General features: G+C 71.1%; 14 protein-coding genes. 4 read left to right on the top strand and 10 right to left on the bottom strand.

The window, feature by feature from the left end:
- The first annotated feature begins 5 nt into the window (after nucleotides 1-5).
- A complete protein-coding gene (gene selD, locus EWH70_RS24790; protein WP_130477923.1) occupies nucleotides 6-1,076 on the top strand; it encodes a selenide, water dikinase SelD in 1,071 nt (356 codons plus the stop codon).
- On the opposite strand, the gene senB is transcribed toward selD, so the two are convergent.
- The 5 genes from senB to EWH70_RS24815 all read right to left on the bottom strand — a co-directional run bounded on the left by senB (nucleotide 1,057) and on the right by EWH70_RS24815 (nucleotide 6,344).
- Nucleotides 1,057-2,034: a selenoneine biosynthesis selenosugar synthase SenB gene (gene senB / locus EWH70_RS24795; protein WP_205669245.1), complete on the bottom strand. Its 978-nt coding sequence runs from the start codon at nucleotides 2,032-2,034 to the stop codon at nucleotides 1,057-1,059. The two genes, selD and senB, sit on opposite strands and share 20 nt — an antisense overlap.
- Nucleotide 2,035: 1 nt before the next feature.
- Nucleotides 2,036-3,316 carry a selenoneine synthase SenA gene (senA, locus tag EWH70_RS24800; RefSeq protein WP_130477924.1) on the bottom strand — a complete coding sequence of 427 codons (1,281 nt, stop codon included), beginning with the start codon at nucleotides 3,314-3,316 and terminating at the stop codon, nucleotides 2,036-2,038.
- Between the two features lie 86 nt (nucleotides 3,317-3,402).
- Entirely contained in the window at nucleotides 3,403-4,575 is a 1,173-nt protein-coding gene (locus tag EWH70_RS24805; RefSeq protein WP_130477925.1) for an MFS transporter, read from the bottom strand.
- A 138-nt stretch (nucleotides 4,576-4,713) separates the two neighbouring features.
- Nucleotides 4,714-5,961 (bottom strand): RNA polymerase sigma factor, encoded by a 1,248-nt coding sequence (locus EWH70_RS24810; RefSeq protein WP_420809089.1) that lies wholly within the window; start codon nucleotides 5,959-5,961, stop codon nucleotides 4,714-4,716.
- Complete coding sequence (locus EWH70_RS24815) at nucleotides 5,958-6,344, bottom strand: YciI family protein (protein ID WP_130477927.1); 387 nt, start codon at nucleotides 6,342-6,344, stop codon at nucleotides 5,958-5,960. The genes EWH70_RS24810 and EWH70_RS24815 overlap by 4 nt, the downstream gene beginning before the upstream one ends.
- 212 nt (nucleotides 6,345-6,556) lie before the next feature.
- Here EWH70_RS24815 and EWH70_RS24820 point away from each other — a divergent pair, with 212 nt between their 5' ends.
- Nucleotides 6,557-6,874, top strand: a complete 318-nt coding sequence (locus tag EWH70_RS24820; RefSeq protein ID WP_130477928.1) for a hypothetical protein — start codon at nucleotides 6,557-6,559, stop codon at nucleotides 6,872-6,874.
- A 52-nt stretch (nucleotides 6,875-6,926) separates the two neighbouring features.
- Here the strand turns inward: EWH70_RS24820 and EWH70_RS24825 are convergent, their stop codons facing one another.
- Both EWH70_RS24825 and EWH70_RS24830 read right to left on the bottom strand, forming a co-directional pair.
- Nucleotides 6,927-8,339, bottom strand: coding sequence for an MFS transporter (locus EWH70_RS24825; RefSeq protein ID WP_130477929.1), 1,413 nt, complete (start codon nucleotides 8,337-8,339; stop codon nucleotides 6,927-6,929).
- 14 nt (nucleotides 8,340-8,353) lie between these two features.
- Nucleotides 8,354-9,502, bottom strand: a complete 1,149-nt coding sequence (locus EWH70_RS24830) for a cytochrome P450 family protein (RefSeq protein WP_240687206.1) — start codon at nucleotides 9,500-9,502, stop codon at nucleotides 8,354-8,356.
- A gap of 296 nt (nucleotides 9,503-9,798) precedes the next feature.
- On the opposite strand from EWH70_RS24830, the gene EWH70_RS24835 reads away from it, so the two are divergent.
- Entirely contained in the window at nucleotides 9,799-10,107 is a 309-nt protein-coding gene (locus EWH70_RS24835; protein WP_130477931.1) for an MmcQ/YjbR family DNA-binding protein, read from the top strand.
- Nucleotides 10,108-10,210: 103 nt separating this feature from the next.
- On the opposite strand, the gene EWH70_RS24840 is transcribed toward EWH70_RS24835, so the two are convergent.
- Nucleotides 10,211-11,536 carry an FAD-dependent oxidoreductase gene (locus EWH70_RS24840; RefSeq protein ID WP_130477932.1) on the bottom strand — a complete coding sequence of 442 codons (1,326 nt, stop codon included), beginning with the start codon at nucleotides 11,534-11,536 and terminating at the stop codon, nucleotides 10,211-10,213.
- Nucleotides 11,537-11,716: 180 nt separating this feature from the next.
- Between EWH70_RS24840 and EWH70_RS24845 the strand changes: the two genes are divergently transcribed.
- Nucleotides 11,717-12,880 (top strand): epoxide hydrolase family protein, encoded by a 1,164-nt coding sequence (locus EWH70_RS24845; protein WP_130477933.1) that lies wholly within the window; start codon nucleotides 11,717-11,719, stop codon nucleotides 12,878-12,880.
- A gap of 61 nt (nucleotides 12,881-12,941) precedes the next feature.
- Here EWH70_RS24845 and EWH70_RS24850 read toward each other — a convergent pair whose 3' ends face one another.
- The gene (locus EWH70_RS24850; RefSeq protein ID WP_130477934.1) at nucleotides 12,942-13,244 is read right to left on the bottom strand and encodes a hypothetical protein; all 303 of its coding nucleotides are present in this window, start codon (nucleotides 13,242-13,244) and stop codon (nucleotides 12,942-12,944) included.
- A 21-nt stretch (nucleotides 13,245-13,265) separates the two neighbouring features.
- A complete protein-coding gene (locus EWH70_RS24855; protein WP_240687207.1) occupies nucleotides 13,266-15,551 on the bottom strand; it encodes an ATP-binding cassette domain-containing protein in 2,286 nt (761 codons plus the stop codon).
- Between the last annotated feature and the right edge of the window lie 75 nt (nucleotides 15,552-15,626).

Genomic DNA, 15,626 nt, shown 5'->3' on the forward strand with positions numbered 1-15,626 from the left:
GACGCGTGAACGCACCAACCGGAACTCCGGTCAAGCTGACCTCACTCTCCCCCGGCGCCGGCTGCGCCTGCAAGCTTCCGCTCGCGAAGCTGGAGACCATGTTCGCCTCGCTGGGCGCCGACCTCCAGCCCGCCGACGGTGATCTGCTGATCGGCGCGGTGGAGGGCGACGACGCCGCGGTGTACCGGCTCGGCGACGAGCAGGCCCTGATCCTCACCACGGACTTCTTCACCCCGATCGTGGACGACCCACGTACCTGGGGCAGGATCGCCGCCACCAACGCCCTGTCCGACGTCTACGCGATGGGCGGCCGGCCGGTCCTGGCCGTCAACCTGACCGCATGGCCGGGCAGCGACCTGCCGATGGATCTGCTCGCCGACGTTCTGCGAGGTGGCGCCGACATCGCCGGGGAAGCCGGCTGCCTGGTGGCAGGCGGGCACACCATCGACGACCCGGTTCCCAAGTACGGCATGGCCGTCGTGGGCCTCGCCCGGCCGGACGAGCTGTTCCGGATCGACCGGCTCGCGGCAGGCGACACCCTGGTGCTGTCCAAGGCGATCGGGACCGGGGTGATCTCCACGGCCATCAAGAACGACGGCGCGGGCGCAGGCTGGGCCGGCGCGGCGGTCGCCTCGATGACGACCCTGAACGCCGGCGCCTGCCGGGTGGCTCGTGCCCACGGCGTCGTCGCCGCGACCGACGTCACCGGATTCGGCCTGCTGGGGCACCTGCACCGGATGGCGCGGGCGAGCGGGGTGGCCGCCGAGATCGACGCGGCGGCGGTACCGGCGCTGCCGGGCGCGCTCGACGCCGTGCGCGCGGGGTTCGTCCCCGGCGGGACCCGGGCCAACACCGCCCACCTGAGCGAGTTCGTGACGGTGGCCGACGGTGTCGCGCCGGAGCTGGCCGTGCTCCTGCACGACGCGCAGACCTCCGGCGGGCTGCTGCTCGCGGTCCCCGGTGGCGGCGACGCCGAGGCCCTCGTGGGTGAGCTGCGGTCGCAGGACCTGCCCGCCGCCGCGGTCGGGCGCGTCGTCGAAGGAGCGCCGGGCAGGCTCACCGTCCTGGCTGGCTGAGCCCCAGCTCGGCCAGCAGCGCGGCCCAGGCCCGCCGCTCGGCTTGCGGGTCCACCATCGGCCGCAGCGCGGCGCACCACTCGCCCAGCCGGGTGCGCAGCCCGTTCTCGTCGCGTTCGAAAGCCAGCAGCAGCTTCGCCAGCGCGGCGGGATCGCCGACCGGGAAGCAGCCCGGATAGCCGTCACCGAGCAGGCCGGTGGACCCCGGGATCGCGGTGGCCAGCACGGGAACCCCGGTCGCCAGCGCTTCGGACACGACGTTCGCGCCGCCCTCGTGCCGGGAGGTCAGCACCAGCGCGCGGGAGCGGGCCAGCAAGGCCAGCGCGTCCGGCCGCGCCAGCTCACCGAGCCAGTCGTAGCGCGGACTGACCGCGCTCTCCCGCTGCGCCCGCGCCGCCAGCGCGGGGTCGAGCCCGGCACCGGCATGGCTGACCACCAGCCGGGAGGACTCCGGCAGCAGCCCGGCCGCGGCCGCGGCCAGCAGCGGATCCTTGACCGGACGCAGGTGTGCCAGCACGACCACCTCGAAGACGTCCTGGCGACGCGGTGCCGGCGCCGGTGGCTCCACCGACTGCACGATCACCCGGACCCGCGACGCGAGCTCGCCGTCGACGGCGGCCACCTGCCGCGTTCCGTGCCGCTGCAGCACCACCAGCCTGGTGGCCAGCCGGAGCACGGCCGGGTCGACACCGGTGGCCGCCAGGTCCGGGTACAGGTCGGTCCCGGTCAGTGCCAGCACGATCGGCGCCGCGGGATGAGCGGACGCGAACGCCCGCACCGCGCCGGCACTCTTGCCCGCGTGCAGTGCCACCAGCGCCGTGTGGTCGCCCGGCTCGTACTGCCGTGCGATCCGCACCCGGTGGCCGAGCGAGCCGAGCAGCGCGGCCCAGCGGCGTGCGGTGACCCCGTTGCCGAGCACGGAGTCCGTGTGCGGAGCCGGGCTGACCAGCAGGATCACGTCATGTCACCGCGCACGTGCGCAGGCCGGCGAGAACATCCCTGCGATCGGGGGTGAAGTAGTTGCGCATCTGCGAGCGCACGTACCTGCCCCTGGTCGCCCAGGCCCCGCCACGCAGGACCTTGCGGCTGCCGAAGAACTGCTCCGAGTTCTCGAAGTAGGCATCACGTTCGAAGTTGGGGTAGCCGGTGAAGTCACTGGCCGTCCACTCCCAGGTGTTGCCGATGAGCTGGCGGCAGCCGTCGGCCGTGTCCCCGGCCGCACAGGCGCCGACGTGCACGGTGCCGCCAGCACGCCAGTCGGTGGCCGCCTGCTGCGCGGTGGGTGGCTCATCGCCCCACGGATAGGTCGGCTTGGGCCACCGGCCCCCGGTGGCCGCGTACTCCCACTCGGCCTCGGTGGGCAGCCTGCGGCCCGCCCACCGGGCGAAGGCGTCAGCCTCCCACCAGCTGACGTTGATGACCGGGTGGTGCGGTTCCAGGTCCGCCCAGGTGTCGAAATGCCGCCGCTGCCAGCCGTCGCCGGCGCGCCGCCAGTAGACCGGGTGCGTGGCCCCGGTGGCCCGCAGCCACGCGCCCCCGTCCGACCACAGGCCCGGCGTGGTGTAGCCGCCGTCGTCGACGAACTCGGCGAACTGCGCCTGGGTGACGGCCGCCCTGGCCATGGCGAACGGCTCGACCTCGACCGGATGTGCCCACTTCTCGTTGTCGTAGACGAACGGGTCGGTCAGGTCCGCTCCCAGCACGAACCGGCCGCCGCCGAACCGCACGTCGCCCTCCCAGTCCCCGGCCGGGTCGAACGCCGTTCCCTGATCGGACAGCCCGTCCAGTTTCGGCAGCGGCAGACCGAGGGTCTGGCGGGTGTAGGTCAGCGCCTCGCTGTGCGTGTCGTGGTGGTGCACCGTGTACCGGGCGAAGTGCCGGGCGGCCGCCGTCGCGCCGGGAGCGGTGACCGCCTGGGCGACCCGTTCGGCCACGGTGGTCAGGTAGGACAGCGTCTCCTGGCGCGACGGCAGCCGCAACCGCCACCGGGTGTCGTGCGGGATCGCCCCGGAGTCGTAGATCGAGTCGGCGAACGGCAGGATCGGTTCCTGGCCGCAGGCCCGGCGCAGCACGAAGATCTCCTGGAACCAGGCGATGTGCCCGAGTTCCCACAGCAGCGGGTTCACGGTCGGCAGCAACGGCCCCATCAGCTGGTCGTCGGTCAGGTCCTCGACCAGTTCGGTGACCCGGTGAGCCGCGTCCACCGCCCAGTCCGCAATTGTCTCGGCATCGGTTGCCATATCGCCTCCTGAGTAGCCGTTCCCGATGTAAACACGGACACCGGCGGTTGTCATCGGGCGTTGGCGGGTAATGGAGTGCGGCCGTCTCACAGCGTCGGCCGAAGCCGGACCGGCAGGCCGCCGCGCGGAACGGCGAACGCCAGCAGGGCGATCACCACCGACACCACGATCAGGCTCGTCATCGCGGTCCGCAGATCGAGCAGGCCGGCCAGCTGACCCACCATGGCCGGGCCGAGCAGTTCACCCGCGTTGGCCATGGAGGCCGCCGAACCGATCACGGCTCCGCGGTCGCGCGCCGGCGCGTCCCTGCCGATCAGTCCGTACGCCGTGGGGGTGGCCACCGAGATCGCCGCTCCCACGATGGCCGTCCCGATCAGGCCCTGCAGCGCCGAGTCCGCGACCGACAGCACCAGCACGCCGGTACCCGAGAGCACTCCGGATCCCAGCAGTACCAGCCGGTCCGGTGCGTGCAGGGAAAGCCAGTGACCACTGGTGCGCCCGAGGATCATCCCGACGGCGAAGACCCCGGGGGCGATCGCCGCCCAGGCGATCGGCGCGCCGACGACGTCGGAAAGCAGAATCGCGCTCCACTGCTGTACGCCGTTGGCCAGCACCATCGCCAGCGTGGCGAGCAGGCAGAGCATGAGCGCCCGGCGGGCGAGCCGGATCCGGCCGCCGCGCTGGGCCCGCTGCCGGACGAGCGTCCGCGGAATCCCCCGCCGCGCGGCGAAGGCCGCCGTACCCAGCACGACCGCCAGCACCACGGCGATCAGCTGTCCCGGCACGCCGTAGCCCCGGGCCGCCCCGGTGGCCAGACTGCAGACCAGCACGGCGACGCTGAAGACCGCGTGGGCCCGGTTCATCACCCGCTTGCCGGTCTCGACCTCCACTGTGGACGCCAGAGCCACCACGACGACATTGCAGGCGCCGGAACCGAAGCCGAACGCGGCAACCGCGAACACCAGCTGCGGTACCGACACCGCCAGCGACGGAAGCGCGGCGAACGGCGCGAACAGGCTCACCGTGGCCACCGCGACCGGGCGGCCGAACCGGTCGAGCAGCCTGCCAACGACCACCATGGCCGGCATCGCGGCCAGCGCGCCGACGAGCAATGCCGCCCCCAGCTCGGCCTCGGTGGCGCCGGTCGCGCGGCGTACCTCCGGCAGCATCGCCATGTACGGACCCCACAGCGCCCCGTAGATGGCGAACGCGCCGAGCACGGTCGCGACCCGGGGTGTAGTGCTGACAATGGCGACCATCGAATCGTTCCCCCCAGACCCGTGTCCGGAAACGGCGGTCACATCGAGTCATACCGCCGACGCATTCCGCGACTTCCACGTTATCGAGTAACCACGGCGATTCATCTCCGATAGTGCGGAGGTCGCCACGTCGCCGGGTCAGCCCAGCCGGGCGGCTCGTGACTCCAGGTAGCGGCGTTCGGGCAGGCTCGTCGCACGCCGGGCGGCCAGCTCGTACTCCTCCCGCGCCCGGGCGAACTCCCCGGCCATCTCCCACAGGTGGGCACGGACGGCGGGCAGGCGGTGATGCTCGCTCATCCGGGCGTCGTCCTCGAGCTCCGCCAGCATCTCCAGACCGGCGGCAGGCCCCCGCACCATCGCCACCGCGATGGCGTGGTTGAGCCGCACCACCGGGTTGTTCGGCCACACCTGCTCCAGCAGCCGGTACAGCATGAGGATCTGCGGCCAGTCGGTGTCCTCGGCCTTGCCGGACTCGCTGTGCACCGCCGCGATCGCGGCCTGCAGCTGGTACGGGCCGATGGGTGCCCAGGTCAGCGTGTCGCTGATCAGCTCGGTTCCCTCACTCAGCAGCGCGCGATCCCACCGGGACCGGTCCTGCTCGGCGAGGGGCACGAGGGCGCCGTCGGGGCCGGTGCGAGCCGTCCTGCGGGCCTCGGTGAGCAGCATGAGCGCCAGCAGGCCCGCGACCTCGCCGTCGCCCGGCAGCCGGCCACGCAGGTCCCTGGTCAGCCGGATGGCCTCCGCCGTCAGATCGGCCCGGTGCAGCCGGGGGCCCGACGACGCCGTGTACCCCTCGTTGAAGATCAGGTACAACACCTGCAGCACCACCGGAAGCCTGGCGGCACGGTCCTCTTCGGACAGTGGCGCGAACCCGGTCCCGCTGGCCTTGATCTTCTGCTTGGCCCTGCTGATGCGCTGTCCCATGGTCGGCTCGGGTACCAGGAAGGCGTTGGCGATCTGAGCCGTGGTCAGCCCGCCGACGGCACGCAGGGTCAGCGCCATCTGGGCCGACGGCGACAACGCGGGATGGCAGCAGAGCAGCAGCAGGGTCAGCGAGTCGTCGGTGTCCGCGGTCCCGTCGTCCTCGCCCGGGCCCGGTGTGGTGAGGCTGTCGGCGGCTTCCCTGACGGCGGCGGTGACCTCCCGGCGCTGCCGGGCCGACTCCCCGCGCCAGGCGTCGGTGAGCCTGCGGCCCGCGACGGTGATCAGCCAGCTGGCGGGGTTGTCCGGGATCCCCTGCTCCGGCCACTGCAGCGCGGCGGCCAGCAACGCCTCCTGCACCGCGTCCTCGCAGGCGTCGAACTGCCCGTGCCGGCGCACGAGCAGGCCGAGGACCCGCGGCGCCAGCCGGCGCAGCAGATCCTCGACCTGCTCGGGCACGCTCACATCTCCAGGCCGGACAGGTCCATGATCGGGCGGACCTCCACCGCGCTGTACCGGGCGTCCGGGAACCGCGCGGCGATCTCGGTGGCCCGCTCGGTGCTGTCGCAGTCGACGATGAAGAACCCGGCCAGGTGCTCCTTGGAGTCCAGGAACGGCCCGTCGGTGGTGGCCGGCACGTCGTCCCGGACCCGGACGGTCTTCGTGTTCAGCGGATCGGCCAGCGGGGCGCTGTCGACCAGTTCGCCCGACTCGGCGATCTCGGTCAGCAGGGCGTTGAACTCGCTCATCCGGGCGTCGCGCTCCTCGGCCCTGGAGTCCACGTGGTTGAGGAACATCGGGTGCTCCCAGCTGACCGGGTTGCTGTAGATCAGGATCATGTACTTCATGGCGTCACCCTTCGACTCGGCCGTGCTTCACGGTGTTCATGACTGAGTCGGAGCCCCGCAGCCGTTTTCGACACCACCGCACCCGGCAACGGTAGCCGGTACGGGCACGGCCTACCGGATTCACCCGATCGTGGATGTCGAAGCCGGCATCGCGGTTCCGACTCCCTGGTGAGAGCGCCCGCCCGGGCGCACCGAGCGGAGAGGACACCGCCATGGCCACCCCGAACCACACCCTCGACGACGTGCGCGAACTCGCCATGGGCCTGCCCCGCACCACCGAGGGCACGCACTTCCGGATGCCGTCCTTCGAGGTCGGCGGCAAGCACTTCGCCGTCGTCCAGAAGGGGAAGAACCGTGCGCTGCTCTACCTGTCCGAGGCCGACGCCCGCACCGCCATCGCCGAGAACCCGGCCTCGGTCAGCGAGTCCCGCAGGCGCGACCGCTACGAGGGCGTCTGGGTCGACCTGGGCACCGTCGCCACCCCGGACCTGAAGAGCCTGCTCACGCTGGCCCACAAGGCGAAGGCCTGAGTGCCGTGAACGTGGCCCTCACGGCATGAGACGCCGTGAGGGCCACCAGCGGCTAACGGCGAGCGGAGCGCCGCAGCAGAAGCAGCGCCAGCGCCAGGCCGGCGGCGGCGAAGACCACGCAGGCGGTGAACGCGGCCGGGAAGGCCGCCGCCGGGTCGGGGCCCGCGGCCTGCGCCACCATCACGGTCGACACGACCGCGACCCCGAGCGCACCACCGATCTGGAAGGCCGCGGTGTTGAAGCCGGACGCGAGCCCGGACTCCCGCTCGGCCACTCCGGCGAGCGCGGCCGCCGAGGCGGCGACCGTGCCGGCACCGAGTCCGGGCCCGAACACCAGCAGGCCGGGCAGGATGTCCTGGACGTAACCGCCGCCGGGCGAGACGCCGGTGAGCAGCAGAGCACCCACGCCCATCAGCACGACACTGATCGCGGCCACCGGGCGGTAGCCCCACCGGGTGACCGCCGCCTGCCCGGCATAGGCGCCGACGAACGCCATCACCGGCATGACGGCCTGCTTGACACCGAACTCCAGCGGTGTGTAGCCCAGTAGCTGCTGCGCGTACTGCGAGATGGTGACCGACAGCCCGACGGCCAGCATGCCGAGCAGCACGGTCACCAGGTTGCCGCCGACGAGCGCGGGCGAACGCAGGATCCGCAGCGGGACCAGCGGTGCGGCCGAACGCCGCTCGACGGCGACGAAGACCACCAGCAGGGCGACCGCGGCCGCGGCGAGACCGATGGTCTGCCCGCTCAGCCAGCCTGCCTTGGGTGCCTCGACGACCGCGTAGACGATCAGCACGAGTGCCGCCGTGCTCGTCACCGCGCCGGCGACGTCGTAGCCGCGCCGCCGCTCGCGGTCGTGGCTCTCGTTCAGCAGCACCGGGGCCAGGGCGAGCATCACCAGCGCCACCGGCACGTTGACGTAGAAGATCCACTCCCAGCCCAGGCCGCTGGTCAGGCCACCACCGACCAGCAGACCGGCCGTGGCGCCGATCCCGCCCACACCCGACCACCCGGCGAGTGCCTTGTTGCGCTCGGCCCCCTCGGGGAACGTGGTGGTCAGGATGGACAGCGCGGTGGGCGCCATCAGCGCGGCGGACACCCCGTGCAGGGCCCGGGCAACCACCATCACCTCGGCGCTCCACGCCAGACCCGACAGCAGGGACACCACGACGAACAGCGCGGTGCCGGCGATGAACATGCGGCGCCTGCCGAGCAGGTCGGAGGCACGTCCGCCGAGCAACAGCAGGCCACCGAAGGTGACCAGGTTCGCGCCGATCACCCACTGCGCGCCCGCCGGCGTCATACCGAGATCACGTGCGATCGACGGCAGTCCCAGGATGACGATCTGCGAGTCGAGGATGACCATGAAGTTGGCGGTGCACAGCAGCACCAGCGCCTTCCAGCGGCGCGGATCGGCCGCGACCGGCGTGCCCGCGCGGACCGCGAGCTGCGTGGTGTCCATGGGAGGTCCTCTCGTCAGCCGGCGGCCGGCCGGGTCAGCCGCACCGGCAGGGTCTGGTACCCGTTCATCACGAACGTCTCCTGCGGCTGAAGGTCCCCGGGCTCGACGGCGAGCTCGAGGTCGGGGAAGCGCTCGAACAACGCGGGCAGCGCGATCGAGGCCTCGAGCCTCGCCAGCGGCGCGCCGAGGCAGTAGTGCACGCCGTGCCCGAACGACAGGTGCGACTTGTCGGCCCTGGTGACGTCGAACTCGTCTGCCGTCGCGCCGTGCACGTCGGGGTCCCTGCCCGCCGAGGCATACCCGAGCAGGACCGCCGAGCCCGCGGGGATCGTGACGCCCGCGATGTCGACGTCCTCGGTGGTGTAGCGGAACGGGAACTGCGCGATGGGCGACTCCAGACGCAGCGTCTCCTCCACCACCTCGTCCCAGCCGACCTCGCCGTCGGTGACCATCCGCCGTTGCCCGGGATGGGTGAGCAGGGCCAGTACCGCCTTGCTCATGGCGTTCATGACGGTCTCCGAGCCCGCACCGAACATCAGATGCAGGGTGCCGACCAGTTCCTCGTCGTTGAGCGTGGATCCCTCGTCCTGCGCGGCGATCAGGCCGCTGGTCAGGTCGTCGGCCGGATCTTTCTTCTTGTTCGCCACCAGTTCGAGCAGCGCCCGGTGCCACTGCTCGACGTTCGCCGCGGCCTCTTCCGGGGTGAGCGAGGTGTTGATGTTCACCTCGCCGCCCTTCAGCGCGTCGGCACGCGCCTCGTCGGGAACACCGAACAGGTCACAGATGACCCTGGCTGGCAAGGGATAGGCGAACCGCGCCTTGAGATCGACGACCTCTCCCGGCGGCACCGCCGCGAGATCGTCGAGCAGCTCGCCGGTGATCTTCTCGATCAGCGGCCGGGTAGCCTCGACCCGGCGCGCGGTGAAGCCCTTGGAGATCAGCTTGCGCAGCCGTTCGTGGTCGGCCCCGTCGTGGGTGGCCATGTTGTCCATGACCACCCAGGTGATCATCGGCCAGTCCGGCGGGATCTCACCGTCGGTGAACGCGGGCCAGTGCCGCGTGGGGTCCTTCGCGAACCGAGGGTCGGTCAGCACCTGCTTGACCAGCTCGTAGCCGGTCACCGACCAGGCGGGCACACCACCGGGAAGTTCGACCTGCGCCACCGGGCCCTCCGCACGAATGCGGGCGCTTTCCGCGTGAACGCCTCCGACGGTGCTGCCCATGACGATGGGACAGCGGCTGCTCATGGGTTACCTCCGATGTCGGGGAGAAAGGCTGCCGGCCGGCCGGTGACGAAATCCGCGTGACGACGGCGGCGGATTTACCATAGCCACGCGATCGGGCAATTCTTACTTCCGTTGTGCTGGACCCCGGAAATCCCTGTGTCGGGTGGTGACCAGGAGCCGTCGCGGCAATATTCTGGGCAGGTCCGAACGAAAGCACGATCGAGGAGTTGCCAATGCCCACCATCGACGACGTACGGGACCTCTCACTCGCGTTGCCGGACACGACCGAGGGAACGCACTTCCGGATGCCCTCGTTCGAGGTCGGTGGCAAGCACTTCGCCGTCGTCCAGAAGGGGAAGAACCGCGTCCTGCTCTACCTCGCCGAGTCCGACGGGCGAAGCGCCATCGCGAAGGATCCGCAAGCGGTGAGCGAGTCCATCAGACGTGACAAGTGGGAGGGCGTGTGGGTCGACCTGTCCAGCGTCAAGGCACCCACGCTGAAGAAACTGGTCACCCTGGCGCACAAGACGAAGAGCGGCTGACCCGCCGCACCCCGCCGGGACGGCCCTCCCCGATGTGGCATTGGGATACTTGAAGTTCCCAATGCCACATCGGGGGGACTCTTTCCTGGTGGCGGCGCCCGCCTCAGCGACCGGGGCGGCGCAGCACGCGGGACACGATGCCCGGGCGCATGAGCGCCTGCGGCGGGTCGACCAGCCCGGCGGCACGCAGGAAGGCGTTGGACAGCACCGGATCGCCGGCCGCGGCCGCCTGCAACCGTGGGATGTAGGCGTTGCCCATCTTGGTCTTCAGGGTCCGGCGCCCCTCCACGGCCGGGAAGCCGAGGTCGGCTCCCGCCGCCATGTCCCACGGCGCGTTGATCACCTTGGCCAGGTCCCGGAAGTAGGCCTTGGGCCGGGGATCACCCGCAGCGACGTGCCTGCCGAGGACGAGAGCCTCCAGCGCGGCCACGGTCATGCCCTGCCCGTAGACCGGGTTGAACACGCACGCCGCGTCCCCCATGATCAGCAGGCCGTCGGGCAGGCGGCTCATCCGCTCGTAACGGCGCCGGATACTCGCCGGGAACCGGAACGACCTGGCCTCGGCCATCGGCTCGGCGTCCCGCACCGCCTTGAAGATCTCCGGCACGGGCAACGTCTTGACGTAGGCGAGGAACCCCTCGTGGTCGGCCGGCGGGCGGTCGCCGGCGATGCCGGTGAGCGACACGGCGTAGCGGTCGGGCAGCCGGGCGAAGATCGCTCCGCGCGGGATGGCGGGCGTGGCGACCGGGATGAGCGCGATGTCGTCACCGATCGGGTCGTAGGACAGCGGTCCGTGGAAGTCGCAGGTGGTGTAGGTCAGGTCCATCTTGACCTGCTCTTCCGGTACCCGGGGATAGCCCAGTTCCTCGAGCCAGCGGGGAGTACGTGTGCCCCTGCCGGTGGTGTCGACGACCAGGTCCGCGGTCAGGATCTCGGGGGAGTCGCCCTGCCTGCCCTGTACCCGGACACCGGTGACGCGCCGGTTCCCGGGGCCGGCGACCAGACCGAGAATGTCGGTCCGGTCCCGGATCACCACGTTGTCCAGCCCACTCACCCGCCGCCGGATCCGCTCCTCCAGCAACGGCCGCCCGGCGGCCACGCAGACCAGGCCGGTCTCGGTCTTGCGGATCATCTCGCCGTCGAAGTACCAGCTCAGGCTCGTCCCGAAGTCGCCGACCGGGACGCCGAGGGACACCAGCTCCTCGGTGAAACCGTCGAACAGCTCGTCAAGGATCTGCTTGCCCCTGGCCAGTAGCGCGTGGATGTGGTGACCCTGCGGAACGGCCCGGCGGGGACCTCCGGTCGCCGTGACATCGTCCCGGTCCACCACCGTGACCCGCGCGTAGGACGGCGAGAGCATCCGGGCCGCGAGCAACCCCGCGATGCTCCCGCCGAGCACCACCGCGTGGTCGCCGACGTTATTGCCCACTGGTACGCCCCTTCGCATTCGATGCGGTTTTCTGGCACATTCCAGAATAGAGACGGCGCCGTATTCCTCTTCTCCTGAAATGGCGCAATACGGAAGACTCCCGGGCGCCGGTTCGCGGCTAACCTGCGAAAACACCGAAATGCCTTCACCAGAGTTCGCGCGCGAGCGAAGGAGCAGTGAATGGAACCCTTCCGCATCGAGATCCCGCAGGCGGATCTCGACGACCTCGACCGCAGGCTCGCGGCCACCCGCTGGCCGGGCGAGACGCCCGACTCCGGCTGGGACCGCGGTGTGCCCGCCGGTTACCTGAAGGAGCTGGCCGAGTACTGGCGGACCGAGTACGACTGGCGGGCCGCCGAGCAGCGGCTCAACAGCTTTCCCCAGTACACCACCGAGATCGACGGAACCAACGTGCACTACCTGCACGTGCGCTCACCCGAGGCCGATGCCACGCCGATGGTCATCACCCACGGCTGGCCCGGATCGTTCGCCGAGTTCCTCGACATCATCGGCCCGCTCACCGATCCGCGTGCCCACGGGGGCGACCCGGCCGACGCGTTCCACCTCGTCATCCCCTCGATTCCCGGTTTCGGCTTCTCCGGCCCCACCCCGGCCAACGGCTGGAACCTGCCCCGGGTCGCCGGCGCGTGGACCGAGCTGATGGGCCGGCTCGGCTACGAGCGGTTCGTCGTGCAGGGCGGCGACCTCGGCGCCTGGATCAGCCTGACGCTGGCCGGCATGGCACCGGAGAAGGTGCTCGGCGCACACGTCAACTTCCTGATCACGCCGCCGCCCGACGACCCCGCGGCCATGGCCGGGCTCGCGGAGTCCGACCTGGCGCGGCTCGGGCTGCTCGGCCGGTTCGCCGCTGAGCTGTCCGGGTACATGAAGATCCAGTCCACCCGGCCGCAGACGCTGTCCTACGGACTGACCGACTCCCCGGTCGGCCAGCTGGCCTGGATCGTCGAGAAGTTCCGCGAGTGGACCGACTCGGCGAAGGTTCCCGAGGACGCGGTCGACCGCGACCAGATGCTGACCAACGTCATGATCTACTGGCTGACCGCCACCGCGGGATCCTCGGCGAACTTCTACTTCGACATCGCCGACGTGCTGCCCACGGCGCCGACTCCCCCGGCCCCGCCGCCACCGCTGCCGGTTCCGCTCGGCGTCGCGGTGTTCCCCGGCGACCCCGCACTGCCGGTGCGCCGCTTCGCCGAACACGGTTTCCCGAACATCGTGCAGTGGACCGAGTACGACCGCGGCGGCCACTTCCCCGCCATGGAGGTTCCCGAGCTGCTGGTCGACGACCTGCGACGGTTCGCCCGCACCCTCACGCGGGGCTGACCGGTCGCACGCCGAAGGGCCCCGGGCGAGTTGTCGCCCGGGGCCCTCTCGCTGACCGGCGTCAGCCGAGAAAACCGTAGCTGCCGACGAGGGTGGCGTCGCTGGCCGTGGGTGCTCCGGCCGCGCGGTCGGCGAACTGTCGCTGGAATTCCCGGAATGCCTCGGTTTCGGTCAACCCGTCACCATCTCCCTCGAACGATCCGATGTGGACGAAGGTGACCCCGTCCGCGAGACGGAACGAGGCATAGTGCAGCCCGCCGGGTGCACGCTCGGCGAGCTCGGCGAAGACACGCTCGACGAGCCGCTGGTTCTCGTCGGCCGTGTCCGGCCGCATCGCGTACTGGACGACGAACGTCTTGGGCATGGGTCCTCCTCGGAAACGTGTTCACTCGCCGAGATAGCGGCGCAGGTGCTCGCCGGTCAGGCTGTTCTCGGCTCTGGCGAGCTTGTCGGGGGTGCCGGTGAACTGGACGCGGCCACCGCGGTGGCCGCCTTCCGGACCGAGGTCGACGACCCAGTCGGCGTGGGCGATGACCGCGGGATCGTGCTCGATGACGATGACCGTGTTGCCCCGGTCGACCATGCCGTCGAGCAGGGCGAGCAGGGTGCCGGTGTCCGCCGGATGCAGGCCGCTGGTCGGTTCGTCGAGCAGGTAGACGCTGCCGGTGGCGGCGAGCTGGTCGGCGAGCTTGAGCCGCTGCCGTTCCCCGCCGGACAATGTGGACAGTGACTGGCCCAGCCCGAGATAGCCGAGCCCGGTGTCGAGCAACGCCTGCAGGCGGGTGCGGATAGGCCGTTCGGTGAAGAATTCCACGGCCTGCTCGGCCGTCATGGCCAGTACGTCGGCGATCGTGGTGCCGCGGACCCGGTGTTCCAGTACGGCGTCGGTGAACCGGCGGCCGTCACAGCGGTCGCAGTGGGTGGTGACCGGGTCGAGAAAGGCGATCTCGGTGATCAGCACGCCCTTGCCCTGGCAGGCTTCGCACGCCCCGGCGGAGTTGAAGCTGAACAGGCCCGCGTCCGCGCCGGTGCTCTTCGCGAACAGCTTGCGCACCCCGTCCCACAGGCCGAGGTAGGTGGCAGGCGTCGACCGCGACGACGCCGCGATCGGCGACTGGTCGACCCACACCGCGTCCGGGTACGCCTGGCGGAACACACCGCCGACCAGGCTGCTCTTGCCCGCCCCGGCCACCCCGGTCACCACCGTGAGCACACCGGCGGGGAAGTCGACCGACACGTCGCGCAGGTTGTGCAGCGACGCGTTGCGCACCGGCAGCGTTCCCGTGTGGCGGCGCGGCGTGCCGTTGACCGCGGCCCGCCGGCGCAGGGCCGCGCCGGTGACCGTCCGTGCCTTGCGCAACCGCGCCACCGTGCCGGTGAACTCCACGTGCCCGCCGTGGCTGCCCGCGCCGGGGCCCAGCTCCACGACGTGATCGGCGACCGCGACCACGTCCGGGTCGTGTTCGACGACCAGTACGGTGTTTCCCTTGTCGCGCAACGCCCGCAGCAGCCCGGTGAGCCGGCCGACGTCGTGTGGGTGCAGGCCGACGCTGGGCTCGTCGAACACGTAGGTCAGCCCGCGCAGGTCGCTGCCGAGGTGGTTGACGAGCTTCAGCCGCTGCGCCTCACCGCCCGACAGGCTCGCCGTCGCCCGGTCCAGTGTCAGGTAGCCCAGGCCGATCCCGTCGATCCGCTCCAGTGCCGCCCGTACCGGTTCCAGCAGCTCCGCCGGCACCGACCGCATCGAGCGCAGCGCCTCGAGCAGGTCGCTGACCTGCATCGCCGCCAGGTCCGCGATGGTGTGGCCGTCGAGCCGGACGGCCAGCGCCTCGGCGTTCAGCCGGGCGCCCGCACACGACGGGCACGGGCCCTCGGCGATGAACCGCTCGGCCGCCGCCCGGGTCTTCTCGCTCAGCGTGCCCACGTCCCGCTTGAGGTTGCGCCGGGTGAAGTTGGCCACCAGGCCCTCGTAGCGCACGCGCTGGGTCCTGCCGTTCTTGAACTTCAGCTCGGTGTGGCCCTCGCTGCCGTGCAGCAAGGTCTCCATCTCCTCGCCGCTGTAGCGGGACAGCTTCTTGCTCGCGTTGAGCCCCGGGTAGTTGGTGTAGAACTGCCACCCGGGGCTGCCCACCGGATAGCCGGGAACCAGGATCGCGCCCTCGGCGAGCGATTTGGACCTGTCCAGCATCAGGTCCGGGTCCGGCCGCAGGGTGCGGCCGAGCCCGTCGCACTCGGGGCACATGCCTTCCGGGTCGTTGAACGAGAACCGCCCGGGACGGCCGAGCACCGGATCGCCGAACCGGGCGTACAGGCCGCGCAGCACCGAGTAGACGTCGGTGATCGTGCCCACGGTGGAGCGGGCGTTGCCCCCGAGCGGCCGCTGGTCCACCACCACCGGCGCGGTCAGGTTCTCGACCGCGTCCACGTGCGGGCGCTCGTAGGCCGGCAGCTGTGAGCGCACCGACCACGGGTAGGTCGCGTTCAGCTGACGCTGGGCCTCCACCGCGATCGTGTCGAACACCAGCGACGACTTCCCCGAACCCGACACCCCCACGAACACCGTGATCCGGTTGACCGGGATCTCCACCGAGACGTCGGCCAGGTTGTTCTCCCTCGCGCCGGCGACACGGATGTAACCCGGGCTCACCGTCTTGTTCGCCGCGACACCCACCGTGAACACCTTCCTGCCCGGCTGGTCGGAACCGGCAGTATGGAACCCGCGCGCGGGGCGCCGGTAGTCGATGGC

This window comes from Amycolatopsis suaedae (genome assembly GCF_004214935.1).
Lineage (GTDB): Bacteria > Actinomycetota > Actinomycetes > Mycobacteriales > Pseudonocardiaceae > Amycolatopsis > Amycolatopsis suaedae.